General features: G+C 66.0%; 12 protein-coding genes. 7 read left to right on the forward strand and 5 right to left on the reverse strand.

Going from position 1 to position 15,077, the window contains the following annotated elements; all coding sequences use genetic code 11:
• The first annotated feature begins 13 nt into the window (after positions 1–13).
• On the forward strand, positions 14–2,488 hold the full coding sequence (locus SPHN_RS02145; protein WP_248520827.1) for a PhoX family protein: 2,475 nt from the start codon (positions 14–16) through the stop codon (positions 2,486–2,488).
• A gap of 334 nt (positions 2,489–2,822) precedes the next feature.
• Here the strand turns inward: SPHN_RS02145 and SPHN_RS02150 are convergent, their stop codons facing one another.
• Positions 2,823–3,215 (reverse strand): MerR family transcriptional regulator, encoded by a 393-nt coding sequence (locus SPHN_RS02150; RefSeq protein WP_121885031.1) that lies wholly within the window; start codon positions 3,213–3,215, stop codon positions 2,823–2,825.
• Entirely contained in the window at positions 3,212–4,897 is a 1,686-nt protein-coding gene (locus SPHN_RS02155; RefSeq protein WP_248520828.1) for a long-chain-fatty-acid--CoA ligase, read from the reverse strand. The genes SPHN_RS02150 and SPHN_RS02155 overlap by 4 nt, the downstream gene beginning before the upstream one ends.
• A gap of 131 nt (positions 4,898–5,028) precedes the next feature.
• On the opposite strand from SPHN_RS02155, the gene SPHN_RS02160 reads away from it, so the two are divergent.
• The 6 genes from SPHN_RS02160 (at position 5,029) to SPHN_RS02185 (ending at position 12,764) form a co-directional block, all read left to right on the forward strand.
• A complete protein-coding gene (locus tag SPHN_RS02160) occupies positions 5,029–6,165 on the forward strand; it encodes a thiolase family protein (protein ID WP_248520829.1) in 1,137 nt (378 codons plus the stop codon).
• Complete coding sequence (locus tag SPHN_RS02165; RefSeq protein WP_248521458.1) at positions 6,165–8,483, forward strand: 3-hydroxyacyl-CoA dehydrogenase/enoyl-CoA hydratase family protein; 2,319 nt, start codon at positions 6,165–6,167, stop codon at positions 8,481–8,483. The genes SPHN_RS02160 and SPHN_RS02165 overlap by 1 nt, the downstream gene beginning before the upstream one ends.
• A gap of 325 nt (positions 8,484–8,808) precedes the next feature.
• Positions 8,809–9,219: a DUF2147 domain-containing protein gene (locus tag SPHN_RS02170; protein ID WP_248520830.1), complete on the forward strand. Its 411-nt coding sequence runs from the start codon at positions 8,809–8,811 to the stop codon at positions 9,217–9,219.
• A 62-nt stretch (positions 9,220–9,281) separates the two neighbouring features.
• Positions 9,282–10,613 carry an OmpP1/FadL family transporter gene (locus tag SPHN_RS02175; protein ID WP_248520831.1) on the forward strand — a complete coding sequence of 444 codons (1,332 nt, stop codon included), beginning with the start codon at positions 9,282–9,284 and terminating at the stop codon, positions 10,611–10,613.
• Positions 10,614–10,721: 108 nt separating this feature from the next.
• Positions 10,722–12,209: a deoxyribodipyrimidine photo-lyase gene (locus SPHN_RS02180; protein ID WP_248520832.1), complete on the forward strand. Its 1,488-nt coding sequence runs from the start codon at positions 10,722–10,724 to the stop codon at positions 12,207–12,209.
• A 108-nt stretch (positions 12,210–12,317) separates the two neighbouring features.
• Positions 12,318–12,764 carry a ferritin-like domain-containing protein gene (locus SPHN_RS02185; protein ID WP_248520833.1) on the forward strand — a complete coding sequence of 149 codons (447 nt, stop codon included), beginning with the start codon at positions 12,318–12,320 and terminating at the stop codon, positions 12,762–12,764.
• 73 nt (positions 12,765–12,837) lie between these two features.
• Here SPHN_RS02185 and SPHN_RS02190 read toward each other — a convergent pair whose 3' ends face one another.
• Genes SPHN_RS02190 through SPHN_RS02200 form a run of 3 tightly spaced genes read right to left on the reverse strand, consistent with a single transcriptional unit; the run spans position 12,838 to position 15,057 of the window.
• Entirely contained in the window at positions 12,838–13,122 is a 285-nt protein-coding gene (locus tag SPHN_RS02190; RefSeq protein ID WP_248521459.1) for a DUF3325 domain-containing protein, read from the reverse strand.
• A 31-nt stretch (positions 13,123–13,153) separates the two neighbouring features.
• Positions 13,154–14,746: a PepSY-associated TM helix domain-containing protein gene (locus SPHN_RS02195; protein WP_248520834.1), complete on the reverse strand. Its 1,593-nt coding sequence runs from the start codon at positions 14,744–14,746 to the stop codon at positions 13,154–13,156.
• Positions 14,743–15,057: a hypothetical protein gene (locus SPHN_RS02200; RefSeq protein WP_248520835.1), complete on the reverse strand. Its 315-nt coding sequence runs from the start codon at positions 15,055–15,057 to the stop codon at positions 14,743–14,745. Before SPHN_RS02200 ends, SPHN_RS02195 begins: the two co-directional genes overlap by 4 nt.
• Positions 15,058–15,077 lie beyond the last annotated feature (20 nt).

Consider the following 15,077-nt stretch of genomic DNA (forward strand, 5'->3'; position numbering starts at 1 on the left):
GGGGGGACCACGCATGACCATCGACACCATCTATACCGACGGCGACATCGACACCAATCCGACCGCCAATCCGCATCTGAACGAGCTGATCGATACGCGCTGTTCGCGACGCCAGACGTTGATGGGCGGCATGTCCGCGACCGCCGCCGCGGTGTTCGGCGGCATGCTGCTGACCGGGTGCGACGATGACGACGACGGCAACGGCAGCAGCCCGGTCACCGTCACCGCGACCGCGGGCGGCAGCTCGTCCGCCGGGCGGGTGGCGACGCTGACCGGCGCGGCGATCGGCCAGGTGGACAGCGTAAGCTGGGCGCAGACGGCGGGCCCGGCGGTGACGCTGGCCGGCGCGACCACCTCGACCGCGACCTTCGTCGTGCCGGGGGCGGCGGCGGGGACGGTGCTGAGCTTCCAGTTCACCGCCGTCTCGGCGAGCGGATCGGTGAACGCCACGACCAGCGTGACGGTGGGCGCGGCTTCGCTCGGGTTCACCGCGGTTGCGAAGAGCCTCGCGGACGTCGTTGCGGTTCCAACCGGATATGTGGTGACGGTGCTGTACCGGCTCGGCGATCCGATCGCGGGCGGGGTCGCGGCCTATGCGAACGACGGCACCGATACGAATTTCTCGAAGCGTGCGGGCGATCATCATGACGGCATGAGCTATTTCGGGCTGTCGGCGAGCGGAACGCCCGATGCCAACGGCAACACGCGTGGGCTGCTGGTACTCAACCACGAGAATATCTCGCAGCCCTATCTGCATCCGAACGGTGCAACCAATCCAGGCGGCGTCCGTCCCGAGGCCGAGGCGCTGAAGGAAATGGAGTGCCACGGCGTATCGGTGATCGAGGTTAGCCGCTCCGCGAACTGGACCTATGTTCCGACCTCGTCGTTCAACCGGCGCATCACCCCGCTGACGCCGATGAGCTTTTCGGGGCCGGTGCGCGGCAATGACAGCCTCAAGACGCGCTATTCGCCGGACGCGACGGCCGGGCGTGGCACGATCAACAATTGTGCCAATGGTACAATGCCTTGGAATACGTACCTGACGAACGAAGAGAATTGGGTCGGCTATTTCCGCCGCGAGGTCGGTGACGGTGCGCGGCGTGCGGCGACCGGTGCTGCCGGCGTCAAGGCGAACGTCTCGCTAGCGCGCTACGGCAAGGGCGAGAGCAATACCGGCGGCAATTATGGGTGGTCGACGGTCACCCCGGCCGACACCACCAGCACCGCCTATGCGCGCTGGAACATCACGGCGCAGGCCGGCGCACCCGCCGATGGCACGGGCGATTTCCGCAACGAGATCTTCCAATATGGCTGGGTGGTGGAGATCGACCCGTTCGATCCGGCCTCGACGCCGCGCAAGCGGACCGCGCTGGGCCGCATGAACCATGAGGGCTGCGAGATCGGCCGGACGATCCCTGGCGTGAAGCCTGCCTTCTACATGGGGGACGATGCGCAGAACGAGTATATCTACAAGTTCGTGTCGGCCACGCCTTGGTCCGCGGCGGATGCCACGGCCGCCAATCGGTTGGCGATTGGCGACAAGTATCTCGATACTGGAACACTTTACGTCGCGAAGTTCGCGGCGGATGGGAGCGGTCAGTGGTTGCCGCTGGTATTCGGCCAGGGGCCCCTCACCTCGGCCAACGCCGCCTATTCGTTTTCGAGCCAGGCGGATGTGCTGATCAATACGCGACTGGCGGCGGATGCGCTGGGGGCCACGCGGATGGATCGGCCGGAATGGACCGCGGTGAATCCGGCAACCGGCGAGATGTATTGCACACTGACCAACAACTCGTCGCGGACCGTGGCAACGGCGGATGCGTCCAACCCGCGCGCCTATGTCGATCCGAAGACTACCGGCGGCCAGACTACGGGTAACGCCAACGGGCACATCATCCGTCTGCGCGAGAAGGACGACACGTCCGAGGCGACGACATTCGCCTGGGACATCTATGCGTTCGGCGCGGGTTCCGATCTGGATGCGACCAACATCAACCTGTCGGGCCTTGATGCGACCAACGACTTCTCGTCGCCGGACGGCCTGTGGTTCGGCCTGCCGAGCAATGCGTCGGGGACGATCGCGCCGGTGATGTGGATCGAGACCGACGACGGTGCGTATACCGACGTCACCAACTGCATGCTGCTCGCCTCGGTGCCGGGCAAGGTCAATGACGGCGGTACGCGGACGGTGACCAACACGGTCGGCGCGGCGACCGGCTCGGTGACGACGCGGATCGGCAAGGCGCCGGGCGCGACCCTGCGCCGCTTCCTGGTGGGGCCGAAGGAGTGCGAGATCACCGGCATCTACTCGACGCCGGACGGGCGGTCGCTGTTCGTCAATATCCAGCATCCCGGCGAAGGTGGCGGGCCGACCAACATCACCAGCAGCTGGCCTGCGAACCAGGCGGGTGCGGTGACGCCGCCGTCGCGGCCGCGGTCGTCGACGATCGTGATCACGAAGAACGATGGCGGTGTGGTCGGGCTTTAAGCTTCGGGTCCCTCGCGATCCTCCCCCGCAAGGGGGAGGTGGCACCGCAGGTGACGGAGGGGGAGGACACGGAACAGCGGTCGTCGCTTACCGCCCCCTCCGTCTGGCAAGTGCCAGCCACCTCCCCCTGGCGGGGGAGGATTGTAACGTTCCTCGTCCCGTAAGGCGTGCCCGTACCGCCCCGCCCCGGCGGAGGCCGGGGTCCAGTTGGGGGACGTTGCTGACCCGCGCTGCGCTTCGTTACTGCCACCTCTCCAACTGGGCCCCGGCCTTCGCCGGGGTGGTGCAGTTTCGAGCGATTGGTGCAATTGCAGGGCGGCGGCGTCCCGTACTCCTAGACCGATCCCGCCGGAATCCGCGCGAGCGCTTCCTGCTCGATCTTCTCCAGCTCGTCCCGAGTCTGGACGATCGCCTCGCGTTGCGCGTCCAGCAGGTCGATCCGCTGGCGACAGCGTTCCGCCAGCGCGCGCATCTGTTCCACATGCTGCGGGTCGGCATCATACAGGTCGAGGAACTCCTCGATGTCGCGCAACGTGAACCCAAGCCGCTTCCCGCGCAAAATCAGCTGCATCCGCGCCACTTCGCGCCGGGTGTAGACCCGCGTCGTGCCGATCCGGCAGGGCTCGATCAGCCCCTTGTCCTCGTAGAATCGCAAGGTCCGCGCGCTCACGCCGAGCATGCGCGAGACCTCCTGTATGCCGGTCAGATCGTCCTGTCGGTCGTTCACGCGTTCACTCCCCTCGCCTCCGCCGCTGCGGCCTTTGCGGCCTCTTCTGCGACAAGCTCCTTTTTGGATAGCTTGCCGATCAGCGTCTTGGGCAGAGTGTCGCGGATTTCGACCTCGCGGGGAAGCTCGATCTTGCTGATCTTGTCGCGGAGAAAATCGCGCAGTTCGAGCGGGGTAGCGACTGCCCCTTCCGCCAGCACGACGAACGCCTTGGGGGCCTGCCCGCGATATTTGTCGGGCACGCCGATCACGACCGCTTCGAGCACCGCGGGGTGTTCGTACAGCGCCTCCTCGATCACGCGCGGATAGACGTTGTAGCCGCCGGCGAGGATCAAATCCTTGATCCGGTCGACGATGAACAGATAGCCGTCCGCGTCGAGGTGCCCCACGTCGCCGGTGCGCAGTGCGCCATCCGCGAACAGCTCGGCGGTGGCGGCAGGTTTATGCCAATAGCCTTGCGTGATCTGGGGACCGCGCGCGCAGATCTCACCATTTTCACCGATCGGCAGCAACCGGCTCGGGTCCTCGCGATCGCGGATCTCGATCGTCGTGCCGGGGAAGGGCAAACCCGCCGAGCCGGGCTTGTTGAGGCCGTCGATCGGGTTGCAGGTGATGATCGGCGAGGCTTCGGACAGGCCGTAACCCTCGACGAGCTTTGCGCCGGTTGCCGTCTCGAACGCCACACGGACCTCGGCGGGGAGCGGTGCGCCACCCGAGATACACGCGTAAATCGAGGACAGGTCGATCTTCTGCGTTTCCGCCGCAGTGGTGATCGCGGCGTAGATCGTCGGCACCGCGGGGAAGTAGCTCGGCTTGGTGCGGTCGATCGTCTTGAGCAGTTGCTGCAGCTCGAAGCGCGGCAGCAGGATCATCTCCGCGCCGGTGCGGATCGAATAGGTCAGCACCGTGGTCAGCGCGAAGACGTGGAACAGCGGCAGCGCGCCAAGCACGCGGTCCTGATGCGGCTGCTCGCCGCCGACGAACGTCACCATCGCATCGGCGTTCGCGACGAGATTGGCGTGGCTAAGCATCGCCGCCTTAGGCTCGCCGGTGGTGCCGCCGGTATATTGCAGCACCGCGACCTCGTCCGGCGACACCGCGACCGGGACCGGCGCGCCCTTCGCCTTCAGCAGCGAATCGAACGTGCAGTGGCTCGCGTCGCTCGGGGCGTGACCGATCTCGGCGCGCTTGAAGATGCGGTAGGCGATCGACTTCAGCGTCGGCAGCGCACCCGCGATTGGGCAGGTGATGACGTGCTTCACGCCCATCTGCCCCGCGACCTTCAGGACGCGCGCGTGGATCTCGGCGATGTCGCAGGTGGCGATGATCGTCGCGCCTGAATCTTCGAGCAGGTGCGCCAGCTCGCGCTCGACATAGAGCGGGTTGACGTTGACGACGATGCCGCCGGCCTTGAGGATCGCGAAGAACAGGATCGGGTAATAGGGCGTGTTCGGCAGGCAGAGCGCCACGCGCGTGCCCTTCACGACGCCGAGATCCTGGAGCCCGCGGGCGGCCCGATCGACCGACTCGCCGAGCGCGGCATAGGTCAGGGTCCGGCCCATGAAGTCGAGCACGTTGCGCGATCCGAACCGGCGGACCGACGTGTCGAGCATGTCGCCCAGCAGCCGTGGCTCGCCCTGCAACGGCACACCGATCGCTTTGCCCCCGGAACTATCCTGCATCTCGCTCTCCATAAGATGGTGTGCGTAAGCCATATTGTCGGCCGCTTCACCTTGACGTAAAGGTGAGGTATCGCACCTTAAGGGTAACCCGCAAGCGTTAACCGGGTCGACCGCAATATGAGAGGATCATCGTGACCAACGTCGTCATCGCCGGGTACGCCCGTTCGCCGTTCCACCTCGCCGGCAAGGGCGAGCTCGCCCGCGTCCGTCCGGACGATCTCGCCGCGCAGACGATTCGCGGGTTGCTCGACAAGACCGGCGTCGATCCGGCCAAGATCGAGGACATCATCCTCGGCTGCGCCTTCCCCGAGGGCGAGCAGGGCCTCAACGTCGCCAAGCTGATCGCGCAGATCGCCGACCTGCCGATCTCGGTCGGCGGCATGACGGTCAACCGATTCTGCGGCTCGTCGATGAGCGCGATCCACATCGCCTACGGCCAGATCGCGGTCGGTGCGGGCGAGGCGTTCATCTGCGCGGGTCTCGAGTCGATGAGCCGCGTGCCGATGGGCGGCTACAACCCCCTCCCCAACCCCGCGCTCGCGAAGAAGAGCGCTGGGGCGTACATGGGCATGGGCGAGACCGCAGAGAACGTCGCGCGGCAGTACCAGATCACGCGCGCCGAGCAGGACGCGTTCGCGGTCAAGAGCCAGGACAAGGCTTCCGCCGCACGCGCCGATGGTCGCCTGAGCGACGAGATCGTGACGATCCAGACCAAGGCGGGCCCGGTCAGCCAGGACGGCACGATCCGCGCCGGCACGACGACCGAAGCGCTCGCCGGTCTGAAGCCCGCGTTCAGCGCGGAGGGGTCTGTGACGGCCGGCACGTCCTCGCCGCTGACCGATGGTGCGTCCGCGGTGCTGGTCACATCCGAGGAGTTCGCCAAGAAGCACGGCCTGACGATCCTCGCGCGGATCAAGTCGATCGGCGTGTCGGGTTGCGCGCCCGAGACGATGGGGCTTGGCCCGATCGGCGCGTCGAAGAAGGCGCTGGAGCGTGCGGGCATCACCGTCGCCGACCTCGACGTGGTCGAGATCAACGAGGCGTTCGCGAGCCAGGCGATCGCCTGCATCCGCGACCTCGGGCTGAAAGACGAGACGATCAACCTCGATGGCGGCGCGATCGCGATCGGTCATCCGCTCGGCGCGACCGGCGCGCGGATCGTCGGCAAGGCGGCCGCGCTGCTGTCGCGCGAGGGCGGCCGTTATGCGCTGGCGACCCAGTGCATCGGCGGCGGTCAGGGCATCGCAACGGTGCTGGAGCGCGCATGATGGTCGATCAGGTCAAGAAGGTCTGCGTCATCGGCGCGGGCGTCATGGGCGCAGGTATCGCGGCTCAGGTCGCGAACGCCGGCATCCCCGTGCTGCTGCTCGACATCCTCCCCCGCGAGGGTGATGACCGCGATGCGGTGGCCAAGGGCGCGGTCGCGAAGATGCTCAAGACCGACCCCGCGCCCTTCATGTCGAAGCGTGCGGCCAAGCTGGTCGAGACGGGCAACATCGACGATCACCTGGACCGCGTCGCCGAGTGCGACTGGATCGTCGAGGCGATCGTCGAGCGGCTCGATATCAAGCAGGCGCTGTACGCCAAGCTCGAGGCGTTGAAGCGTCCGGGCACCGCGGTGTCGTCGAACACCTCGACGATCCCGCTGGGCAACCTCGTCGAGGGACGTTCGGACCAGTTCAAGGCCGACTTCCTCATCACGCACTTCTTCAACCCGCCGCGCTACATGCGGCTGGTCGAGATCGTTCGTGGCGAGCACACCGACGTCGCGGTTGCCGAGAAGGTCGAGGATTTCGTCGATCGCTTCATGGGCAAGCGGATCGTCCGGGCGAAGGATACGCCTGGCTTCATCGCCAACCGCATCGGCACCTACTGGCTGGCGATCGCGATCAATGCGGCGATGGACCAGGGGCTGACCGTCGAGGAAGCCGACCAGATCGGCGGCCGTCCGATGGGCGTGCCGAAGACGGGCATCTTCGGGTTGGTCGACCTCGTCGGCGTCGATCTGATGCCGTTGCTGTCCAAGAGCCTGTCGTCCACGCTGCCCGCCGGCGATCCGTATTTCGATACGGTCCGCCCGCTGCCACTGGTCGACAAGATGATCGCGGAGGGCTTTACCGGCCGCAAAGGCAAGGGTGGCTTCTACCGCTTCGACAAGGCGACCCGGACCAAGCTCTCGCTCGATCTCGCGACCGGCGAGTATCGGCCCGAGGCGAAGCCCGCGGACCTCCCCGGCAAGACCGGCAAGGACCTCGCCGCGCTGATCGCCGAGCCCGGCAAGATCGGCACCTATGCGTGGTCGATCCTCGGCAATACGCTGTCCTACGCGGCGATGCTGGTCGGCGAGGCAGCGGATGATGTCGTCGCGATCGATGACGCGATGAAGCTGGGGTATAACTGGAAATACGGGCCGTTCGAGTTGATCGACCGGATGGGACCGGGCGTGCTCGCTGCGCGCCTTGCTGCCGAAGGTCGCGATGTTCCGGCGGTCCTGACCACCGCGGGCGATCGCCCGTTCTACCGCGTCGAGAACGGTCAGCGCCAGTATCTCACGGCCGGCGGCGAGTATGCCGATGTGCCGCGTGCGGACGGTGTCGAACTGCTGGAGGACATCAAGCTCCGCTCGCAGCCGATCCTCCAGAACCTGTCGGCGTCGCTCTGGGATGTCGGTGACGGCGTCGCGGCGCTGGAATTCCACACCAAGATGAACGCGCTCGACGATCAGGTCGTGGCGTTGATCAACGAGGCGATTCCGGTCGTCCGCGAGCGTTTCAAGGCGCTGGTGGTGTATACCGAGGCGTCGAACTTCTCGGCGGGCGCTAACCTCGGCGCGGCGATGTTCGCGGTCGGCGCAGGCCTGTGGGACATGGTCGAGGCCAGCGTTTCGGGCGGGCAGCAGGCGTACAAGGCGCTCAAATACGCGCCCTTCCCGGTCGTCAGCGCGCCGGCCGGGCTCGCGCTCGGCGGTGGGTGCGAGATCCTGCTCCACTCCGACGCGGTGCAGGCGCATGCCGAGACCTATGCGGGGCTCGTCGAATGCGGCGTCGGTCTCGTCCCCGGCTGGGGCGGCAATGGCGAGATGCTCGATCGCTGGACCAAGTCGCGGACGTTGCCGAACGGGCCGATGCCCGTGCTGACCAAGGTGTTCCAGAGCATCTCGACCGCGGTCGTCGCCAAGTCGGCGGCGGAGGCGAAGGAGATGATGATCCTGCGCAAGGACGACGGCATCACGATGAACCGCGACCGGCTGCTCGCGGATGCGAAGGCCAAGGCGCTGTCGCTGGTCGAGGGCTATGTCGCGCCGGAAAAGCCGACCTTCCGCCTTGCCGGCGAGAGCGGCCGGACGGGGCTGAACATGGCGGTAGCGGACTTCCACAAGAAGGGCATGGCGACCGAGTACGACCTCGTCGTCGCGGATCGCCTTGCGGAAGTGCTGACGGGGGGCGACGCGGATCTCGTCGACACCGTGACCGAGGACCAGTTGCTCGACCTCGAGCGCGCGGCGTTCATGGCGAGCGTGAAGGACCCGCGCACCCAGGCTCGGGTCGTCCACATGCTGCAGACGGGTAAGCCGCTGCGGAACTGAGGCACAGCACTCGCTCCATCCACTCCGTCACCTCGGAATGGTTCCGGGGTCCACCGTTCCGCCCACTCGATGCCGTCGGGTGTGCGGAACGGTGGATGCCGGAACGAGCCCGGCATGACGGAGTCCTCGCAACGGAGTGGGTGCATGAACACTTTTTCACCCCCTGGAATCGGTAAGAAGGCTTGACTTGTCTTCGTACAATTCTAGTCGAGACCGATAGCTGCCGTATACGGCAACAGGGTCGCGGTAACGTCGACGGCCTGACGAGACATTCGGTGACCGTACACATACGGCGCCATCAAACGACACTAGGAGAGGATAGAAGATGTCCCTGTTGATTATCGGTGCGCTGCTCGCTGGCGCTTCCGCGACGCCCGAGACCGTGATCGGTCGCTGGAAGACCGAGACGCGCAACGCCATCGTCGAGATCGCCCGCTGCGGCCCGTCGATCTGCGGCAAGATCCTCACCTCCGACGCGTTGCGCGCGAACCCTTCGATGAAGGACGCGAACAACGCGAACACCGCGCTGCGCAACCGCCCGATCCAGGGCATGCAGATGCTGAGCGGCTTCAAGGCCGACAAGGACGGCGTCTGGAGCAGCGGCCAGGTCTACAATGCCGAGGACGGCAAGACCTATAGCGGCAAGATCACGCCCGTTGGCGCCAACCAGCTGAAGCTGCGCGGCTGCGTCTTCTTCCCGCTCTGCAAGACCCAGACCTGGACGCGCGTGCGCTGAGACGCGACGCGCCACCTCCACCAAATCCCCGACCAATCAGTACAGCTTTCAGGATCGTGTTCATGTCTCTGCGTACCAAAGCCCCGCTCCTCGCGGTTTCCGCGCTCGTGTCCGCCTTCGGGTTCGCCAGCACCGCCTATGCCGACGCCTTCTATCTCCAGGCGCAGTCCGCACGCGGCGCAGGCCGTGCATTCTCGGGCGAGGCCGCCGACACCGGCGCGGCATCCCTGTGGTGGAACCCAGCGGCGATCGCCGGCATCCGCGACGGCAGCGCCACGCTGAGCGCAACCGCGATCCTGCCCAAGGGCGACGTGGTCGACAACGGGACGATCATCGGTCGCCCGACCTTCTCGGCAGCCGGTCAGCCCACCGGCCTCAACTACACCCCGGTCGGCGGCAACGGCACTTCGCGCGATCCGATCAACAAAGGCGTGGTGCCGTCGGGTGCCATCGCCTATCCGCTGACCGACCGGATCGCGATCGGCGTCTCGGTGACGTCGCCATTCAGCTTCACCACCAATTACGAGGCGAACAGCTGGGCGCGGTACACGGCCGACAAGACGCGACTGCGGACGATCGACGTGCAACCGTCGATCGGTATCGTGGTGACCGACTGGCTGCGCGTGGGTGCTGCGCTGAACGTCGAATATACCGATGCGACGCTCAACAACGCGCTCCCCAACCTGTCCGCCGCGCTGCCGGACGGGTTCCAGGAGTTGAAGGGCGATGGCTGGGACTTCGGCTGGACCGCAGGCGTACAGTTGCACAACGACTTCGCGACCGTCGGCGTCAGCTACAAGTCGAGCATCCGCCACAATCTGAAGGGCAGCCTGAACATCACCGGGCTGGTCGGGCCGCTTGCCAGCTCGAACGTCTCGATCGATGGCGCCAAGGCGAGCTTCAACACGCCGGGTCAGGTGATCGTCGCAGGCCGCGTCCGTGCAACGAATGCACTGACGCTCAATGCGCAGGTCGTCGCGTACAATTGGAGCAAGTTCGACACGATCGATCTCGGCGCGCCGCTGAACACCGCGATCCCGGAATTCTACCGCGACAGCTGGAGCCTCGCCGGTGGCCTCGACTACGACGTGACGCCCAAGGCGACGATCCGCGCCGGTATCCAGCGCACCAAGACGCCGACGCAGGACGGCTTGCGCGATGCGCGCGTGCCCGATGCCGACCGCTGGACCTATGCGGCGGGTGGCTCCTACCAGTTGACGTCAAACATCGCTCTCGACGCAGCGGCGCAATATGTCGACTTCTCCGACACGACGATCGACCGCGTGACGGCAGCGTATGCGGGGACCGCGGTGCAGACGCCGATCATCACCAATGGTCTGTTGCAGAACGCGCACGCCGTCGTGCTGTCGCTGGGTGGCCGGATGACGTTCTGACGTCGCGCGGGGTGCGTTGCCGGTCCGGCGGCGCATCCCGGCTTTGCCGGATCTCGTCGGGGGCGCGTAAGGCGGGGATCGTCCGCGTCATCCATGGGTTGAGCAACGATGAACACCCGTCTTCCCGATGCCCTCGCCGCCTGGTCCGAGGCGCCTCGCGTTCGATCGCTGAATGGGCACGATGTCCTTCCCAAGGCACGCTACGTCCTGTGCTGGGTGCAGCAGGCGTTGCGCGCGCGCGACAACCCGGTGATCGATGCGGCGATCTGCCTCGCGAATGACCTGGGCCTTCCCGTGCTCGTCTATCATGGCCTGCGCGAGGATTATCCTTACGCGTCGGATCGACTGCATCGGTTCATCCTGGGCGCAAGCCGCGATCTCGCGCGAGACTGCAGGCAGCGCGGTCTCGCCTGCATCCAGTATGTCGACCGGGCAGAAAAGCGTGAAAAGGGGCTCGTCTATCGGCTGGCGGCAGACAGCGCTGCGGTAGTGATAGAGGATCAGCCGACGTTCGTTGCGCGCTGGCAATCGGAGCGTGTCGCGGCGCGGGTGGATCGCGCGGTCTTTGCAGTCAACGCTGCCTGCCTCGTACCGCCTGCCGTCCTCGGCGACGACATCGGTTCGACGACCGCGTTCCGCCGCCGCCATCAGCCCGCCCGGGGGGACTGGCTGACGACCGCCGACCTGACACCCGAAGTGCAAGCCTATGACGGTCCTCTGCCCTTCAGTCCCGACCAACTCGGCACCAGCACGGATGCCGACATCGATCGGCTCGTCGCTGCCGCCGCAATCGACCATTCGGTGCCGCCGAGTGCGATGTTCCCGCTTGGTCGCGAGGGGGCTTTGACGAAGCTCGAACGCCTGATGGATACCGTGCTGCCGGTCTATGCGACTGCGCGCAACGACGCGACCAATCCCATCGGCGCCAGCAGCCTGTCTCCCTATCTGCATTTCGGGATCGTCGGCCCGCGCGAGATCATGGCCACCGTCGAGGCGGCGGATGCCGCGGCCGGAGCCAAGGAGAAGTTCGCCGACGAATTGCTGACGTGGCGCGAATGGTTTCATTATCAGGCCCGTGCACTGCCGGCACCGGAAAGCTACGCACGGATTTCGGGATGGGCGCGTGAGACGCTAGAGGCGCATGCGCCGGATCCGCGACCGGACCTCGAGACGCTCGACGCCTTGCTTCACGGCGAAACACGGGATGAAACGTGGAACGCGTGCCAACGACAGTTCCTGGTCGATGGCTGGATGCATAACAATTTGCGGATGTACTGGGGCAAGCGGATCATCGCCATGACACCCGATCCGACGACGGCCTGGGCGACGGCATGTTACTTGAACGACCGGCTCAGCCTGGATGGCCGCGATCCCTCGACCTATGGCAATATCGCCGCGTCGTTCGGGGGAGGATCGGCCGGCCAGGATCGTTCGCCCATATACGGAAAGGTGCCGACACGATCGGACGGTTCGACCCGGCACCGCCCCGATGGCCCGGCATGGATCCAGGCGGCCGCCGCACGTCCCCGCCCCGACATATCGGTTCCCGCCGTCGTGCCCATGACGCTCTATCTGACGGGCGAGACGCCGATCTGACTACGTCGGGTATCGATATGGTCTCAGACGAAATTCATGGCGTAAGACGTTTTGAACGCGACTTAATACCGCGGCGATCGTTGAACGGACTTCATCACAGGAGCTACCATGAGCAACGATAACGACGTGTCCGTCCTGAACGGCCTTATCAAGACGACCCTCGACAGCATGAAGGGGTATGAGGACGCCGCCAAGGACGCCGAGAGCACGCAGTATGCGACGATGTTCGCAGACTTCGCGCGCGATCGCGCACAGGTCGCGACGCAGCTTCAGGGCCAGGTCCGCACGCTCGGCGGCGAGCCGGAGATGGATTCGAGCATGCTGGCGGCGGCGCACCGCACCTTCATGGATCTGAAGCAGGCGCTGACCGGCAAGGACGACAAGGCCATCATCTTGGAAGTCGAGCGCGGCGAAGATCACATCAAGGCGAAGTACGAAGCGGCGATGAACGACACCGCATTGTCGCCGGCCACGCAGAAGGCGATCGCCGACGGCTATGCATCGGTCCGCGAAGGCCATGACAAGATGAGCGCGCTCAAGCACAGCATCGCCTGATCGATCGGGGCGGCCGGTTCCGGCCGGCCGCCCTTCATGTTTTAGACGGAACGGGTACCGCCGGGCTGGCCAATCATGTCGAGCGACGGTCGACCTTTCGCATATTTTTCCCCACCGGAACGAAATTGAGCACCATGAAGGCCAAGCCGGCCCCCGTCATGAGTGCAGCCGTCCACAGGATCGGACCAAAGATCCAGCCGCGTATCAGTATCGCCGGGGCTGCGCTGACGACCAGAATGGCCCATCCGTTGATCCGCAACATCCGGCGTCGTGCAAATCCAACGCTCGCGTCGAACCACCGACGGTGATGCGCATCGGTGGCAAGGCCCAGAAGCAGGAACGCGATCGTGGTCAACATCGGCACTACGATACTCATTCGCTCGTCTCCTTCATTCGGCCGGCTGCAATAGGCTGCGCTCTGCGCGTGGTCGTGACGGTCGATCCCGTCTGACGAGAGGGCGGTGCAATGCGACCCTTTTGGCCAGGATCAGGAAGGCGACACCGAATGCCAGCAACGTCGCGTCGACGCCGGCGATGACGCCATCGCCGATCGCGATCATCGCCCCCATTCCGCGATCCGTGGCGACGATATCATAGAGCGGCAGGGTGACGAGCAGCACCCCGGTCATGGCGAACAGCGTCGGCCAGCCTTTCGATGGCTTGGCGACGAACGCGGTCAGCGCCGCCAGTCCCCAGGCGATGAACAGTGCATGGACCTCCCAGGCCGCCCGACCGGCCAAGGTCGACGGCAGCAGGCGGTTCGCCCAGAAGAAGCAGGCGATACCAAGCGGAAAACCGCCGATCACCGCGACATTGAGCCACTCGACCAGGCGAAACCCAAGCTGCGGCCGGTTCGCGTCGGGCAGGCGATCACGCCGTTTCACGGTCCATAACACGAGGCCGCTCGCTACCATCAGCGTGCCGGCGATCCCAAACAGAAAATACAGCCAGCGCCCGCCATAACCGGCGAACCGTCCGGCATGCAGGCCGATCATCGCCCCCGCAGTCTCGGCCGCGGCGCCGGGCGGGGGCGAACGCCAGACGAGTTGCCCGGATACACCGTCATAGGCCAGCCGGGGCGTTCGCGAGGACAGCATCGAATTGGCACTTTGGCTGACCGATATGCGGGCCGCCGCGTCGCCGGGATCGCTGACCTCGATGAAGCTCGCCGGCGCGCCGAGCCGACGCTGGGCATCGGCTGCGATCGTTCGCAAGTCGACGAGCGGTGCGGGCCGTCCGGTGCGCTCGACGACGGCCGCGGTCGGGAACAGCGTTTCCGACACGGTGCGCTCGTTGGTGTAATTCGCGACGACCGCCCAAGGCATCAGCAACGCCATCAGCGTGACGAGCCCGGTATAGGTGATCATCAGGTGGAACGGCAGCGCCAGCACCGCGGTCGCATTATGGCCGTCGAGCCAAGATCGTTGGCCCTTGGCCCGCCGCAGCGTGAAGAAATCCTTGAAAATCTTCTTGTGCGTGACGATCCCGCTCAGGATGGCGACCAGCATCATCATGGTCGCAAAGCCGACGAGCCACCGCGCCCAGATCACCGGCATGTACTGGAGATCGAAGTGGAATCGATAAAAGAACTCCCCGCCCCGCGTGTCGCGCGCCTGCGCGACCCGACCGTCGGCGCCGATCAGCGCCTGGGTGTCGCGGCGGCCACGCCGGCCACGTCCGCCCGTCTCGCCGGGTTTCGGCTGCGGGACCCAAGATAGCTGCGCACCCGGCGACCGGTCGGTCGCCACCGCGATGATCCAGCTTTTCGCGTCGGGGGCCTTCCTGGCAAGGAACGCCTGCGAGCCCGCCAGCACGCGCATCGGCTGTTCGACGCGCGCAAGCTCGGGGCGCATCCAGCGATTAAGCCCTTCGCGCCAGAACGCGATCGTGCCCGCGACGAACACGAGGAACAGGATCCAGCCTAGCAACAGCCCGGACCAGGTGTGCAGAAACGCCTGCGACTGTCGGAAACCCTTGCTCATAACCGCCCTGTCGCATCGATCGAGCCCCACGCGATCGCGCCTGCGATCGCACCGGCTGCGGCGAGCGTCCAGATCGCGCGCCAGCCGCTACGGGCCGCGAACGACCACATGGCGGCCACTGCGCACAGGGCCAACGCGATCAGCGACGCGGTCACGCTCGCCTCCGTCCGGTCGCCGGGCAGCATGCGCGCGATCGCCATCGCCCACAGACTTGACGTCGCGTAGCCGAGCGGCACGGCCGCGACGATGCGCAGGGCAATATCCCCGCGTCGCGCGCCCCGCGCACGCGCATGACCGTCCCCTGCCGTCATCGTCCCATCCCCCCCGCGGC

The organism is Sphingomonas faeni, assembly GCF_023195535.1.
GTDB classification, from domain to species: Bacteria; Pseudomonadota; Alphaproteobacteria; order Sphingomonadales; family Sphingomonadaceae; genus Sphingomonas; species Sphingomonas faeni_B.